We start from the raw sequence: 15865 nt of genomic DNA on the forward strand, positions 1-15865 counted from the left end.
ACTATATTTTTCCGCCTTTTGCTTTGATTCCTTTTACCATTTCTTCTAGAAGAAAATTTGCGTCCTCTTTTTCCCCATTTAGATTATCAACCCTAAGGCTTATATCATAATTAATAGTTGTTCCTCTAACATCCCTTAATTGAGGCAGTTTAATTTGTGGAAGTTTAGGTAATTTGCTGTCTATCATATCCCTGGTAATTTTTAATGCCTCTAAGAAATTAGAAGTATCTTTTTTATTTAAAATAAGTTCTTTTTCATGGACTTCTAAAAATTTACCTCCTGAAAAATTACCTGTATATCCACCTTCAGAAGCAGAAGCAACTTTCACAGGTTTAAACTTTTTATTTCCTAGATAAGCATTAGCTTGATTTATTAAGTCAATTAAGTTATTTGAGACTGATTTTCCCAATATTTTAGTATTGGTCTTAATGTTTGCATAAAATTTATCCAAATCCTTTTGAATTGACTTTGCATTTGCATTTATAATATCAGAACGCATCTTTGCAAATTTTCGTTCATCGTTTAATAAATCATCAAATTTATTTTCGATTTTCTCCTTCTCTTCATTCAAATTAGCAATGCGCTCTTCTCTTGCTCTATCCTCTTGCATGTCAAGTATGGCACTGTCTTCTTCCTGCAATTGCTTTTGTAACTCAGATATTCTTTTCTTTGCTGAGTCAGAGTCATCGAGTGATAGACTCGCTATCTCATCCAATAACTCCTGCCTTTTCTTCTGAGCATCTTCCAATTTTTTCTTATATGCCTCATCATCAGCGGCTTTATTGATTCCATTAATAATTTCATCAATTGCATCTAAGGCTGCTGTTTTTTGGGCTTCTAAACCTTTTTTGTACGTATCTATAATTGACTCTGCCATTGAAATGCGTTCATCGAGAAGGTTTCTCTCTAAGGAGAGAAGTGTTTTATAGCGATCTTCCAATTTATCTTCTAATAAAGCCTTTTGTGCTGCATTTAAGTTTTTATTTGTTTTTATTTGTTGTTCAATGTATTTAATTGCTTTTTTATCTATTTCAACTTGTTTATTTAATATCTCTTCTTTTTTGGCTTGTTGATTTATCCATTCTTTCGAAGCTGTGTTCTCACGTCTTTGAATAACTTCAATTTTCGTTAAATCTCTCTCAAATTTATTTTTTTGTCTATCATATTCAGCCAATTGGCTCTCAATTATATCCATGTACAGTTGCTGAATTTGCTTTTGTATAGCTATTGAATCTTGTTGTAATTGAAGAACAGTTGATCTTGCCTCATCAATGCTTTGAGCCTGTTGTGCAATTTCTTTAGATGCGTTTGAAGAAAGCTCCCTCATGTATGGTAGAGGGTCAATGGCTTTACCATTTTGTTCAATTTGGATATGTACATGCGCACCATTAGATTGTCCTGTATTTCCAACTCTACCTAGTTGCTGTCCAGCTTTAATTGTTTGTCCTGCTTTTACATTAAGCCCTTTTTGCATGTGCATGTATTTTGCAACAGTACCATCGTCTTGTTGTACTACAACCCAATAACCTGCTGATTTACTGTACGTAGCCGTAAGGACTTTACCACCACGTAAAGCTTTAACAGGGTCTCCCTGTCTACCATTAGCAAAATCTAAGCCCTTGTGTGGGACTGATCGTCCTCTTGTGTCTCCGAAATGAGATGTTTGTCTAAAATTATTTAAGTAGTAGTCAGCAGCAGATTTAGAAGCTGATGATATAGACTTGTTAAGCTGGTTATAAAATTGTGTTACCTTTTTAACATAATTTTGAGTTTCTTTAAATGGGGGTATCCCGCCATATTTACGAACATTGCCAGGGCCTGCATTATACGCTGCTAATGCTTTTTCTAAATTCCCACCAAACGCTTTTAATTGGTCAGCAATATATTTAGTTCCACCCATAATGTTTTGGAGTGGATCATAAGCGTTCTTAACACCGAGACTACGTGCTGTGCCAGGCATTAGTTGCATTAACCCCATTGCTCCGGCATGTGATCTGGCACGAGGATTAAAATTAGACTCTTGTTTTATAATGGCGGCAATTAAATTAGGGTCTACTCCATATTTATTAGCAGCTTTATTTATTTCACTAGCATATTTACCTGTATATCCAGTTGAATATCCACTCGCTGTTGATGAGCTAGTTGTGACTACACCTGTTTGCTGAATTTTTCCTTCTTTGATCTGCTTTTGAAGAGATTTTGTTTGATCAATAATCAGTTGATTTTTTTGTTTTAATAACTTAATTTCTTTCTGTAATGCATCACGATACTTCTTTGAATGATCAGGCAGCGATTCCTGTATTGCTTTTTGTTTTTCGAGTTGCAGGTTTATTTCTTCTAGTGCTTTTTTAAATTTATCGGATACATATGTAGCGTATTCGTATTCTTTGCTTAGACTTTTTGTGGAATCCTTGGCTTTCGACCCGGCTTTTTCGAAATCACTCCCGGCGCTTGAAATAGAATTAAAAGAGTCACCCAAACCGATAAAGTCAAAAGTTAGATTATCAAAGGCGCTTGAGATCTTACCTGCTTCGTATTTAGCTTTTTGCACTTGTTGCAGAAGTACTAAACCCATTTCTCCGCCTTGTTTTAATAATTCTTCCCCTTGTCTAGTAAAAGTTTGAGATTGTGCATTATAGTACTTACTCCAACCTGATGCTAACTGATCTAATAATGCTTTTTCAATTTGAGCTTTAGCTTGAGCCAAAGTTTTAGCATTTTTTAAATCAACTTTATAGTTTTCAGATAAACCATCAAAATACTTTTTGTTTGCATTGTAAAGTGAGGTGTACAAATATTGACTGTCTTTTATTTTTTCTATGACAGATTTTTTAGCCAGATTGGTCTCTTTCTCTATTTCTTTTTCAACCATCTGTCTGAGCATTGTTTCGTCGTTAATATATGTAAGCAAATGAGGATATTTTTGCAATAAAAAACCAATTTTATCAGCAGATACACTATGGCCGTCATTTAACTCGTTGAGGACTTCATTAAGAGACTTTATGTTGGATACAGCATCATTATAGCTCTTTTTAAGTTTTTCATTTTCTTCCATTTGTGCTTCGGCATTTTCTATACCTTCTTCGTCAATTTTGTTAGCTTCTTCTTTAGCCACTTTGTAATTTTCAACTGCTGTCTCTAATTCTCCATAGGACAAATTTAAGCCTTTTAACGCAGAATCTGTAACACCTTGAGTACTTAAAAATTTTTTTAGGTCTTCAGCAATTTGATCAAACTTTGTACTATCTCCGGCTTTAAACGCATCATTTAATTCTTTTGCAAATGATGCAATCTGTTTTTCAACATTACTTATTTTCTCGGCAGATTTTTGGCTAGAAAAATCAATTGATGAAAAAATTGAGCTAATTGCACTTTCTATTTCAGGAGTAAAATCAGTCATTGAATTTACAGTGGCACTAAATACATTTTCAACCTCTGAAGAAATTCCTTTAACAGCATTTGAATATAATGTTTGATAATATAATAATTCACTTTCTAATTCATTTCTTCTTCTTTCATGGTTTTTTGTAATTTGATCATCTTGCCAAAGCGTTTTATTTCTCTTCTCAGATTCTGAAAGAGACTCCAGCTTTTTTTCTATATCTTCTATTTCTTTTTTATAATCCTCTAGAGAATCCATTCTCTCTTTATATTTATCTTCTGCATCGAGAATTGTCTTTTCACGTTCTAATGTTAATAAACGCTCCGTTGCTTCAATTTCTTCGTTTATACCGTCAACCGACTTTAAATGCGCTTGACCTTTGCTGTCAATCTCTTTAACCAGCCCAGGGAACAATTCTGCTAATTCTTGTTGAACAGATAGATACTCTTGTTCATTTGCTGTATTCCAGTTTCCTTCTTTTTTCTTATTGGAGAGTTCGGTATACGACTTAATTAATTCGTCTACTTGATCTTTATTTTTTGTAATTGCGTCTATGTTCTTTTTATTATTTTCATCAATTGTATCATTAAGTTCTTTTTGTTTTTGTTTGTATTCAGTTAGTCTGTTTACGATATACGATATACCATATCCAACTGCCATAAACGCAGCAGCCGGAAGAAATGTGCTTAGTGCTAGTTTGAGTCCATTCACTGCGGTTGTCGCAGCAGTTGATGATCCTGCCATTGCAGTCATAGAAGCACTTGCACTAGCTAAACTTGCACTGGCTCTACCTGAGACCCCAGGAATTTTATCTATTGCCGCAATGATACCTGAGTTCAATGAAGTAGTGATATTCCTGAAATTATCATTAAGAAGAGTAAAGGCTAAAGTTGAACCTCCAATTACAGTGGGAAATACGCCTATTTTATCAATAACTGCCGTTAATAACTTTAAAACATCAACACCAGCACCTAAAATGTTGGTCGTTGCATCTCCTAAACCTGAATCCTCCATAGCAATAATTGCTTCTGTCCAAGCATTTTTAACCATGTTGATTCTAGCTTCATAGGATTTAAGATATTCAGCGTTCTCACGATAACCTGAACCTGCTGAATGTTCTGCTGTAGCAGTAGCATCTAGGGCTGTTTCGTATTGGTTCATCATAATCAAAAAGCGGCTGAGTTGATACCTTCCAGCTATTTGTAACCCTAGATTCTGTTGCTGTTCAGCAGTTAAACTTGACCATTTTCCACCTAATTCATCAAGAATATCTTCAACATTTCTCATTTCTCCTGATGACTCTTTAACACTAATTCCAATAGCGTCTAATGCATCTATTGCACCATCAATTGAAGTGATACGAGAGTAAATTGACTTCAGTGAGTTCGTTTCTGTTACTTTCATCTTTAAAAAAGACTACTGACCATATTCTTATATGGCGGTGGGCTTTAACCACTCTCTATGTCTCCATAGATGTTCAGTTCACTCTTTGGTTATTGTTAAATTGACAATTTATACATTAGATCTTTATGCATATATGGTTCTATAATATTTTTAAACCGTTCTCTATCAGCCTTTCTAGAAATTCTTATAATTGGATATTTTCTTTTTTCAAGGTAGACAGAATTATGCAAACCAAAGTTTTTCTTTAAGTGTTCAGATAATAAAATGACATCTTCGTAAGTGAAGTTGCCTAGTGATATTTTATATGACTTTAGTTTTTTTACTTGATACTTTTTATCAAAACACGCTTCTTTAGAACCGTCATCCATAAAAAGAGTGGCTAAAGAAACAGTATTAAAATTCTTTAAAACATATTCGCTTATAACTTTTTTATTATCTTTGTAGATAAAGTTGTAATAGTGTGTTATTTTATGATGGGTGTTAGTATGAGCTCTAAAAAATCGTTGTTTATTAATTGAGTTTTGTTTTTTCTCTGTAATAGAATAATGTACTGGAATGAATTCTGAAATTGTTTCCAATTTCCAGAGCATATAGTTGTATTGACTCTCTGCATGCCCAGTAAAAAGATACTTATTTTTTCTTCCACATAAACTAGAGTCTCCTAAAATAGTTCCAATCATAAAACCTTTAAAATCCTTTTTATTGTCAATTTTATATTCGTTCATTGTCTTCACTCCTAATCAGGTTGTTTTTATTGTAACCAAAGAGACTATCGCTTCACCTATATTGTTTTATATTATTAATAAAGGTGTCTTTTCGTTTAGTCGTTCAAGCTGGCATTACCCTTGCTCCTTGTTGTCCTTCTGCTATGCAGTTAGGAGTTCCAAGTCAATTAGAAAAGATTTTACATCGGCAACTCTTTTACCGATAACTGAACCACTTTCTCTCGTAACTTCACCAATTGCGGTTGTGTAGCCAATTGATTTTTCCAGGGATACACCGTATGTGTGGGCAGCTCCAGCCGATCTCATGATAGCTTGTGCAAGCTGTCCCGTGGTTATAGCATAGTTATTGTCAACTTCGTTGAGGGCATCTACAACATGTATCCCTTCCTGAGCTTCCATATTAAAACCTTTTAATGCTGCTGTTAACGTGGAAGCTGCGTCATCAACAGACATATCTGAAATATTACCAAGTAAAGTGGCATATTCAGTCATCATATTTAACTCGTCACCACGAGAACCTTGACGAGCAAATGCAATAAATCCTTCATTAATGTCTTGAATTTGATTTCCTAATTGTTGAGCCAATTTAATAGATTCTTCAAGAACCTCGTTTACTTCAATTCCGTCGCCAGCAACACGCTTCAATACAGTTAACTGTGAATCAATGTCAACTATTTGTTGTACAGCCGAACGAATAGCACGAACAGTACCATAGAAGGCAGTTGATGCAGCCATCCAAATCGGGAAGCGTTCCATTGCGATTTTAAATGCTTCAACAACTCCCATAGAGTTTTTGGTTGCTTCAGTTGCATCAGCATTTAAACCTTGGATCTGCGTTCGAAGCTGTGAGATACGACCTTGAGCTTCCTTGATTTCCCTCATGTTAGAAAACTCAATTGGGATATCCTCAAGACCTTTTCGTACCTCATTACCTCTTTCAGTATTAAAGGTTTTTCTGAATAAATTTTCCGATCTTGTAAGTTGATTTAATGCTTTATCTCTTTGTTTTATAACCTCTGTTGTTGCATCATGAAGCTCTCTTTGTCTTCGTGTTAAATCAAGAGATTCTTGTACTTCTCGGTTATACTTTGCAAGTCCTTCTGAATCCTGAACCTTAGGGAGTGCTTCTCTTAGTCTTCTTAATTGATCTTCAGTGAGCTTTCCCCTATGAGCAATTTCATCCAATTCTCTCTTGGCTCTTTTGAGTCCTTCTTCAAGTTTGTGTGTAGAGGTATTAGATGTCTCAATTTTAGTTGAGGCAACACCTTGACCAAGCTTATTGGTGTCTTTGGCATATATATCAAAAGGTTTATAAGTTACTTTTAAAGCTTCATTGGCTGATTTTTGTAGGGTGGCAATTGCCTTTTCTGCCTTTCCAGTATCAGGATTAATTTCTAATTTAATCTTAAAACCTTTTGCCTGGAGCTTTTTTTCTAATTCGTTAAAGTTGTTAAAGTACTCTCTATTTTGCTCTTCAAGCATCTTTTTAGCCGCTTTACGAGCTTCTTTCATATTTCCTTTGAATGTAAAGGAATCTTGAATTTTTTTACCTGTGTCAACTGCTTGTTTTTGTGTTTCTTTTAGTCCTTCTTGAACAGATTTTAATTCCTGTTTAAGTTGTCCTTTTACATCAAACTCTAAATTTACTTCTTTTAAAGTTTTAGATAATTTCTCGATATAACTGTTAATATTGTCTTTTGAGGGGGCATCGTTAACGCCTAAAGTTACAAGCAATTCTATCGGACTTCCGGTGTTTGCCAATTGTAATCCTCTCCTTTCTGTAGTTTCTCTTAATATGAACATAAATAAAACGACTCAAATTCTGAGTCGTTATAAATTTCACGGTAATGGATTGTTTTACTTTCTTTGTCTAACACAATCCTTTAAGATGGTCAGATGATATGCAGATTCTTTAGATTGTATCCTTTACTATTAGATCGACTCCTAAAAAATCAAGTGGTATTATTAATGTGTCATAGTGATACAGAACCTTTGGTGTCAATAACTGAATTTTTATGTATTTCTAGTTGTGTTCATGGTATCTTTAATGTAAGGTTTCCAAAAGAATTGCATTCCGACTTAAAATAATTGGCTATGACAGATAACAGAAGTCTACAGAACTACATTATAACTGTCTTTAAAAGACATGTAGAAAAAATATGTCTTCTATAGTAATGAAGAGGCAGATTTCATTACTTGACGAATTAGACAAAAAATCCATAATAATAAGAGTCATTAGGTTCTTTGCATATATCCTCGTTCTCCAACATAAGACTCATTGATTCAATTAGTTTTTTCTATATAATAACAATAAACATTAAATACAGGAGAAGTTAATATGAATAACTACATTGATAATGAACCATTCAAAAATTTAAGAATTGTACAGGATTTATTAAAAATTACGGTACAACCATCTTGGGTTCAAATCTTAGAGAATCAAAAGAAAAGACTCGAAGTAAGATCATTTCAAATCAAACCATTTCAAACCTTACAAGAGCAAATCAAACCATTTCAAACCTTACAAGAGCAATTGAAAATTTTAAATAAAAGAAATTCCATGTATCTCAAATCATCTACGCTTACATTACAGGATAGTATACAAAAGAATCTTATATCTTCACTAGATATACAGTTTCAAAAGCTAAATAATCATTCTAAAATAATGAATTGGTATTCTGACAGTTTTTCGAAGGTCATCAAGTCCTCAATTGATATGAACTTATTATTTAAAGATATTACCATTGACAACTTGAGTGTTTTTAATGAAATAGAAATATTTACCGACAAGACAGGTTACTTAATTCATGAGACACAGGAGACCTGTTACAATAAACCCTCCAAACCTAAATATGTCTATGAATTGACTGTAGATGAGTTTCAAGAATTATTGAAAAATGGACAATCCATTGCTGCCAAAGAACATAAACCTGAGAAACGCATAAAAACTTTTATCGCGGAAATAGTTAAAAATTTACTTGTAACTGGAGCCGGGCAACTCATCATTTTTTTCATTGTTTATTTATATTTCCAACTCTCACAAATTGCAATTGGTAATCATGATTTCAAAGTACTGCAAGCTGCAAATATGGTAATCAGTGAAAGTCAAACTGTATCAGCTACAAGAAAAGTTTTTATTAATAACCAAGATCTAGAACGTCCAATGGGACAAATGGGATTTCTACGAGTGTCGAGTGAGCTTAGAGAACGACCGTCAAAAAAATCCCCTCGCGTGATGAAAGAATATATTAGAAAAAACACTGTCGTGATACCCCTAGAAAGAAAGGGGAATTGGATAAAAATTGAAGTCGAAGCAGAGACTGAAATATATGTCGGATGGGTGCAAGAGTCTAAAGTTATTAAGTTTAAGTTAGATTAATATTTTATTAGGTCTAACTGACATACAGTTTTTCTTTCTGCGCCTCATTTTATACAGTCTTCTCCATAACAAAAAACTCCGCAAAATCTGTGGAGTTTTTTGTTTGGATAAAAATAAGAAAAAGAAGTGCTAATAAAAACACTTCTTACTCTAATTTAATTCCATATTCGTCTTTAAATATCTCTAACTCATCTTCAACAGCTTTAGAATCCCTCTCCTTACCGTCTATGCCCTCTTCAACAGATAAGTACAATATTAATAAATGTGCAATAAATTTCCCAGTTTCTTCATCCTCGTGATCAGTATTTTCTTCGATAAAATCAAAAATTTCATTTTCTAAATCCTTAAATCTAGCATCGTCGCCATTATGTGCATCATTCATCACTTGGATATATTCTTCTGCTTTCTTATGCACTTTTTTATCGACACCATTAACATTATTAGAGCAACCAATTAAAAATAAAAAACATATTAAAATACCAAAAAACTTTCTCATACAGATATCACCGTTCATTCCTCTCCAAATAAATAAAGCCCATAATTTAATCTGATGTCGTCATCAGATATGTAACTCTATTCTTCTATACTTTCTTCGTCAATTATTCCAAGAGAGAGACACTGTAATAAATCATTTTCTAATATTTCCATACGCTCTTTACCAATATAACTATACTTTTTCAATAAAAGTGATTTATGTATACCAATTGTTTGGCTTAAATCAATATACCTATCTAAATTACCTTTTGGAAGATAAGTAAATATAGGATTCCTATCTGAAATTAACTGTTTATACCAATCTTTTATTTTTTGATTTGGCTTGATTGTATTTATTGGGGCAACAAGAATATACTCAAAATTTTCATTCTTATTAATTTCATCACTCGACAAAACAACGACTTTTCTTGGTTTTATATTCATAACAATTTGTTGAGTATTTGCTTTAAACGTTTCGCCAACTTTTATAGGTGAAAAATCACCTATTTCTGTAGTAATTGATCCTCTTTTAGCATTACCCTCATCTGGAACAAAAAAAGAGAGTGGTCTTTTGGCATCAGAAGGGAATAACATCGCCGCTTCAAATTCAAAGCCTCTCTCTATTTCCTTCCATCGCTCTTTATTTATAAAGTAAGACAACCGTGACTACCTCCCAAACAAATCCTTATGCGTAATACCAGACATTCCCCTGTTCTTTTTACTTTCTTCATTGGTTTGTTTCCAGACATCGTTTGTCATGTTTTCAAATTTATTATGTTTCACCTTTGGTTTTCTCAAGATTCTTTTTAGAGGAATCTCCTTTTCAGCAATAGCCATTTCCTTCTCCTCCTCATCTTTACACATATACATCACCCCCCTAAGGACATGTATATGTGAAGCATTTCCCTTTGTTGACTCGATTATAACATATTTCAATGGAAGATTTCCCTTGATTTCGGATTATTTCATAAAAGGCCGGAATTTTTCGGATTTATTCTCTTACATTCCCTTAGATTTTCAATACGAAACCAATTTTTCAACTGAGTATCCGATAAACTCAGATACTCAACTCAAAAAGGTTTTATGTATTAATTTATTCCACCATAATAAAAGTGATATTTTATTTTGATTAAATATCACTCAAACCCTTGTTTTCAACTTTTACAATTCCGTCTTCTGTAAAGAATTTCTCAAAATCATCTTCAGCATCATTGTCGTCATATATTTCAATCATATCAATGCTTTCCCAACCAAAAAACTCTTTGATTATTTTATCCGGAATATTATTTGCTCTAAGTTTTGTGGTTAAATAATGCCTCAATGAGTGGAAATAAAAAGGCTCTTCTAATATTTTTGAAAACTGAGTAGCCCAACTTTGCAACGTAGTATCTTGAGCAGGAACCCATTCTCCATTTCTTCTAGTAACAAACAGTTCTTCATTGGTAATTTCAAGTCTTTTTCTTTCTTCTAGCCATAAGTCTAGATATTCTTGAAAGCCTGTTTTTAAAACATATTTATATGCCTCTGATCCCTCGCGACCTCTTCCTTTTATCCTTATTTTTTTTGGAGTTTTATAATAAGCATTAGCAACTAAATTATCATCATCAAAATAACTCACTTTAAATCTAACAAGCTCACTCAGTCTTGCTCCCGAATTAGCAGCTAATGCGAAAGCACAAGCTTTTTGGTATTGCTTGCTATCCACTAGTGTTTTTAGCACCAACTCAACTTGCTCATCAGTTAGTACAGTTTTCTCTCTTACAGGTTTTTGACTTGGAGCTTCAATTTTACCTACGATATTGCGGAATTCAGGATATAAATCATCCATAATATTTTCTATAAAATTGGATAGACTACTTAAACATGCTCTTAATCTTCTTACACGGTTAGAACTATGCCCCCATTGATTTATAGAAAAACCTTGAAATGCAATAATGTCACGTTTAGTTAAATCAACTATAAATTTATTTTGACAATGCTTGAGAAGAAATATAGCCAAAATACGTAAATCATTATAGTATTGATTAATTGTACCTTCTGATTTATTGACACTCATTAAGTACATTTTCCATTCATCAAACAATTGCTTATTCTTGGGATTGACTTCAGCCCAATCTTTTTCATTGAATATTCGATTATAAACTGTCTTTCTTGCCACTCATAACAACTCTCCATTCTATGTAGTCATTAACTGTATTCACCACTTCACCATAAATCCACTTTGTTCAAGAGCATGTTTAATAACGGCTATTAAGGTAGAAGGATCACTTTTTATCTTCTCTTTCATTCCTTGTATAAAAGGTCTTGGCTCTGCCCAAGGCCCAGTAGGATCTTCCCAATACACATTAGAATTGTTTATTGCAGCCCCTTCCTCAATCAAGTCTGCAATATAATTGTCACTAAATGCGTCGTCAGATCCTGTGGTCAAGTTTTCAAATTCAATTTGAATCTGTCCAGAAGAATTAATAAAAGGACTTGCCATGACCATGTTTCTACGGTCTGACAGTCCTCCCTCATCTCTTCTTTGTATGTATATTTCAGGTTCCCATTGTGAATAAACATAATCGTAAATAGCCTGGTACATCTCGTCTTTTAAATAATCTTCTAATGCTAACCCTGAGCTAGACCCTAATGATTGAGGTATTTTTTGCCGTAGATATTTCTCTATTTGATCAAAGCTAGTAAACTTAGGCATAGATGTCACTTCTTCATTTTATTTGTACTTTCAGGTTTTGTTTTAGTTGGGTTTTGTTCTCCAATCATTTTTTGTAGAACTGCTTGTGCCTCAAGTTGTGCGTCAAGTTTTAAGCTTTCTAACCTATCAGCTAACACCAGCAAATTTTCAACTTTGTTAATCACTCGTGCTATCTCATCTTGATTGAAAATTTCCCCAATAATTAACTCAAAGTATCCTAACCGAAATAAAGCATTCATTTGAGCTAATTGTGTTTCTAAGTCATCAGCAATTTCACTTGAAAAATGAGTAAATTTCTTGATCATTAAAAAGCAAACGTATTTATAAAACTCATCATCATCTTTTGGGAAGTTAATGTTATTCTTTTCAATATACTCAATTTTCTCTTGTATTTCTTTAAGTATTTCATTTATTTTAAGCTCATCAAATACTGGATTGTACTTGATTACCTCATTTGTCACACCATTAATAACATATGTTTCAACCCTATCAAGTTCCTTTGCTTCATCAAGTATTTTTGATATCTTAATGGGAACGTAAGAATTTTCTAACTTATCTTTCCGGTCTTCAATATTTTTTACGTCTATATTTGACATCAATTGTCCTCCTCACAGCTCACTCTTTTTCCTTCTGATCTTCAATTGCTTCCACCAGATCACACCAATGGTCGTATTGTAGCGCTTCTTGACCACTAAAGAGTTTGTCACAGTTAAGAACTGATTCTTTCACAGACAAGAGCATATTTTTATTGTCTTCTCCTTCTATGACATGCTCTTCATTCCATAGTTCAAGATAGTCTTTATTAAAGTCCTCTCTATTTTCTTTTTTGACATCCCAAAGTTGCTGACCATTAACTTCTTTTATCTTAGGGTTTCCTTCGCTATCTAGATGACAATGCTCTTTAAGAACATGTTCAGTGTACTCAGACTGAATTTTATTTAGCTTTTCATCTAGTTGTTTTATCATTCTCACTCTCATCCTATTTTGCGTACCTCTTAATTCCAATGACAATAGAAAATCCGAAAATCTTTTAATTTGATCTGCTTTAATTTTAAATTTTAGCACAATAAAACTCTCCTTTTATTCTTGTTTTATATGGATAAGCTCCACTCTCTATGAGATTCATAACCTTATTTTTGAACCTCACACAAAGAGAGAACGTCAAAGCACATCTTGACGCTCTCTTAGAAAACCTTATTATTCTCCTTTTGGCTTCTCAGGTTCTGGCTCAGGTTCTGGCTCAGGTTCGGGTTTTAATGTTTTAACGGTAATTTCGCTAGTAAATGCTGATTCTTTGCCATTTTTACCGATTGCTTTTACTTTATATTTATACGAAGTGTCTCCACTTAAATTCGTATCTTTGTGAGTTGTGTCAGAAGGAGTAGCGATTTGAGTGCCATTCCTATAAACAGAATATTTATCAATTCCTGCAGCATAGGAAACGGCTTCCCAAGTTAAATCAACGGAAGTCTCCGTTATATTTTTCGAAGCAAGATTCTTAGGTGGCTGAGGATTAGGTAAATCTTTTGTTGTAGCCTTAAATTCCTCACTCTTCGGAGAAACTAATCCATTTTTACCCACAGTTATAATTGTATATGTGTAAGTAGTTTTAGGTTTTAGATTAGAATCTGTATACTTTGCCTCAGATGTATTGCCAAGAAAAACATCATCCCTATACACCATATATTCTGATACCCCTCCGTCATAAACCACGGGAGTCCAACTAATTGTTATACTATTTTCAGATGAACTATCTAAAGTTAATCCCGTTGGTGCGGAGGGCGTCTTAGGGAGTAGACTTTCTTGGTACTTCGATAATTCTTCCCATACTCGTTTCGCCTCGGGGCGTTAAAACTTGGAAAGTTAATTCAGGGGCGTATGCTTCCCCATTGGATAGGCTCAATTCAAATGATCCAGATGGAACCACTTCATCAAAGATAAAGTAAATATCAGATTCAACAATTGCGGTCTCAGGATCATATGCAATTGTGCGATATTCAACTTTAAACTTATTAGAAAATTTTTCAGAGTCAATTTCAACTTTCCGACCTGTAACCTCTTCTTGATATGTAACGGTTACTTTATCTCCATCTTTTGCCAAACCTTCTGGGACAGTGATTGAACCGCTAGAAACTGTTGCATCTCCTTGTTCTCCATCAAAAGCGATGATGCGAACTTTTCCTTTTGGAGTTCCATTAATTGTTACTTTACCTTCTGCGATGGTTGCAGTTTCAGTTTTTGTTACAGTTGCTTTTCCTTCTTTGTCAACAGAAACACCTTGTGTCATAGCCAGATACTCTAAATCAAAAAAGGCGGATGAGGTGGTAAGCTCCAATTCTTTCTGAGTTCTGATAACAAATAATTTCTTATTCCCAATACCACCAAAAAGCGGTGTTTCTTCTAAACTTTGTGACATAGATGCCACTTGAGCTTCAGCATTTATCACGACTTGTCCAGTTTCTTTATTCGTGATAATTACTTCAGCCGTATCTTGAATTACGGATTTTCCCATTTACTATTCCTCCTAAAATTAATTAAAAAAGACATGTTATACCATGCCTTTGAATTGTTTGATAAATTTATCTTTATCTATGGTGTCACTTTCTCTTTCAAATAGGTTGATATGTTTATTCCAAGCTTCAATGCTGACTTTTTCTGCTACAGTGGCAAATAGAGATGTAGTATCATATGATTTAAATTGATTTAATCTAAAGTAAGAAGCATAGAATTGTAAAACTGTCATGTTAGATATTTCATCATAATCTTTTCCTGTGGCAATGAATATAGATGAAGCCATATCGGAAATAGATTGCTTAGGTGATTCTTTTTGTTTAACTCTTCTACTTCTCTCAATCGCCTTTTGTATCTCGGGGTTTGGGCTTACCTCTTCTTCAATTGTCATATTCATCTCTAAAACTAGAGATCTCATTGACATGAATAACTCTTCATCCTGAAAGATCTGTTTTAGAATAGAATTTATATCTGTTTTATTTTCGGACAATACTATTTCAAATATTGTGACATATGCTTCAAAGAAATCCTCATTACTTAAAACAAGATTATATAAGCTCTGTTCTTTGACCATTTCAATAGATTCAAGGATTTCTTTGTCTTTTTCTCTTTTGAACTGATTTTTGTACGCATAATAAATGTGTAAAACGTTCATAGACATCAAGCCCATTTTTTCTTGATGATCAATATATTCGTGATACTTTAGAAACCTTACTTTCCCTACTGAGGTATCAACCGGTTTCCCAAATATATAATGTTCCTTATCATTTCTCACGATATCACCTACTTCTTACTATCAGAGTAACGATAAATGTGTTGATATTGTTTATATCCAGCAGGTGCTACCAATGGATTTCCTCCCGCGTATTCCAATTGTCCAAATCCAGATATACGCTTCAGAGTCAATATTTCATTAAGCACATCTGATATCCAAACAGATCTCATATCTTTTTCGAAATATTCGTGTGTAAATACATTGATTATGACTTCTTGTGTTGCAAGCTGATAATTGTTAAATACTGGCCTACGTCTTCCAGCATATACATATAATCTGCATAGTGGTCTATCTTCGAGATCAGAAGTTTTTTCTGCTAACATGATTCTATCGTCTACTAAATTCCAATATTCTTCACTCTCAGGATTTACTAAATTAGAAAGTTGGTCACTCAATGGATCAGGATTTCTCGCTGACATGGGTGGATAGTAGAGTAATCTTAATAGTGTTTCATTCTTGATTAACTTCTGATAGATATTGTTTATGGCCTCTCTCATTGAACCTGGTTTAAGAGCCATTA

14 protein-coding genes and 1 pseudogene are annotated in these 15865 nt (G+C 33.6%); 1 reads left to right on the forward strand and 14 read right to left on the reverse strand.

Annotated features, from left to right (window positions below):
* Position 1: 1 nt before the first annotated feature.
* The 3 genes from AB1L08_RS01715 to AB1L08_RS01725 form a co-directional block, all read right to left on the reverse strand.
* A complete protein-coding gene (locus AB1L08_RS01715; RefSeq protein ID WP_413062941.1) occupies positions 2-4786 on the reverse strand; it encodes a transglycosylase SLT domain-containing protein in 4785 nt (1594 codons plus the stop codon).
* 95 nt (positions 4787-4881) lie between these two features.
* Positions 4882-5511: a hypothetical protein gene (locus tag AB1L08_RS01720; protein ID WP_413062942.1), complete on the reverse strand. Its 630-nt coding sequence runs from the start codon at positions 5509-5511 to the stop codon at positions 4882-4884.
* Between the two features lie 141 nt (positions 5512-5652).
* Positions 5653-7272: a phage tail tape measure protein gene (locus AB1L08_RS01725; protein ID WP_413062943.1), complete on the reverse strand. Its 1620-nt coding sequence runs from the start codon at positions 7270-7272 to the stop codon at positions 5653-5655.
* A 577-nt stretch (positions 7273-7849) separates the two neighbouring features.
* Between AB1L08_RS01725 and AB1L08_RS01730 the strand changes: the two genes are divergently transcribed.
* Positions 7850-8890 carry an SH3 domain-containing protein gene (locus AB1L08_RS01730; RefSeq protein ID WP_413062944.1) on the forward strand — a complete coding sequence of 347 codons (1041 nt, stop codon included), beginning with the start codon at positions 7850-7852 and terminating at the stop codon, positions 8888-8890.
* Between the two features lie 145 nt (positions 8891-9035).
* On the opposite strand, the gene AB1L08_RS01735 is transcribed toward AB1L08_RS01730, so the two are convergent.
* The 11 genes and pseudogenes from AB1L08_RS01735 to AB1L08_RS01785 all read right to left on the reverse strand — a co-directional run bounded on the left by AB1L08_RS01735 (position 9036) and on the right by AB1L08_RS01785 (position 15863).
* Positions 9036-9404: a hypothetical protein gene (locus AB1L08_RS01735; protein ID WP_413062945.1), complete on the reverse strand. Its 369-nt coding sequence runs from the start codon at positions 9402-9404 to the stop codon at positions 9036-9038.
* A gap of 59 nt (positions 9405-9463) precedes the next feature.
* Positions 9464-10024 (reverse strand): type II toxin-antitoxin system PemK/MazF family toxin, encoded by a 561-nt coding sequence (locus AB1L08_RS01740; RefSeq protein WP_413062946.1) that lies wholly within the window; start codon positions 10022-10024, stop codon positions 9464-9466.
* 6 nt (positions 10025-10030) lie between these two features.
* Positions 10031-10228, reverse strand: a complete 198-nt coding sequence (locus AB1L08_RS01745; protein ID WP_413062947.1) for a hypothetical protein — start codon at positions 10226-10228, stop codon at positions 10031-10033.
* Between the two features lie 265 nt (positions 10229-10493).
* Complete coding sequence (locus tag AB1L08_RS01750; RefSeq protein WP_413062948.1) at positions 10494-11522, reverse strand: tyrosine-type recombinase/integrase; 1029 nt, start codon at positions 11520-11522, stop codon at positions 10494-10496.
* Positions 11523-11561: 39 nt separating this feature from the next.
* A complete protein-coding gene (locus AB1L08_RS01755) occupies positions 11562-12059 on the reverse strand; it encodes a hypothetical protein (RefSeq protein WP_413062949.1) in 498 nt (165 codons plus the stop codon).
* Positions 12060-12064: 5 nt separating this feature from the next.
* Complete coding sequence (locus tag AB1L08_RS01760) at positions 12065-12655, reverse strand: hypothetical protein (RefSeq protein ID WP_413062950.1); 591 nt, start codon at positions 12653-12655, stop codon at positions 12065-12067.
* A 19-nt stretch (positions 12656-12674) separates the two neighbouring features.
* The gene (locus AB1L08_RS01765; protein WP_413062951.1) at positions 12675-13124 is read right to left on the reverse strand and encodes a hypothetical protein; all 450 of its coding nucleotides are present in this window, start codon (positions 13122-13124) and stop codon (positions 12675-12677) included.
* A 132-nt stretch (positions 13125-13256) separates the two neighbouring features.
* Positions 13257-13826: pseudogene (locus AB1L08_RS01770) on the reverse strand (fibronectin type III domain-containing protein); the annotation flags it as partial.
* Between the two features lie 19 nt (positions 13827-13845).
* Positions 13846-14571, reverse strand: a complete 726-nt coding sequence (locus AB1L08_RS01775; RefSeq protein WP_413062952.1) for a hypothetical protein — start codon at positions 14569-14571, stop codon at positions 13846-13848.
* Positions 14572-14607: 36 nt separating this feature from the next.
* Entirely contained in the window at positions 14608-15345 is a 738-nt protein-coding gene (locus AB1L08_RS01780) for a hypothetical protein (protein ID WP_413062953.1), read from the reverse strand.
* A gap of 8 nt (positions 15346-15353) precedes the next feature.
* Positions 15354-15863: a hypothetical protein gene (locus tag AB1L08_RS01785; RefSeq protein ID WP_413062954.1), complete on the reverse strand. Its 510-nt coding sequence runs from the start codon at positions 15861-15863 to the stop codon at positions 15354-15356.
* Positions 15864-15865: the final 2 nt, after the last annotated feature.

This window comes from Siminovitchia jepli (assembly GCF_047228825.1).
Classification (GTDB): Bacteria; Bacillota; Bacilli; order Bacillales; family Bacillaceae_C; genus Siminovitchia.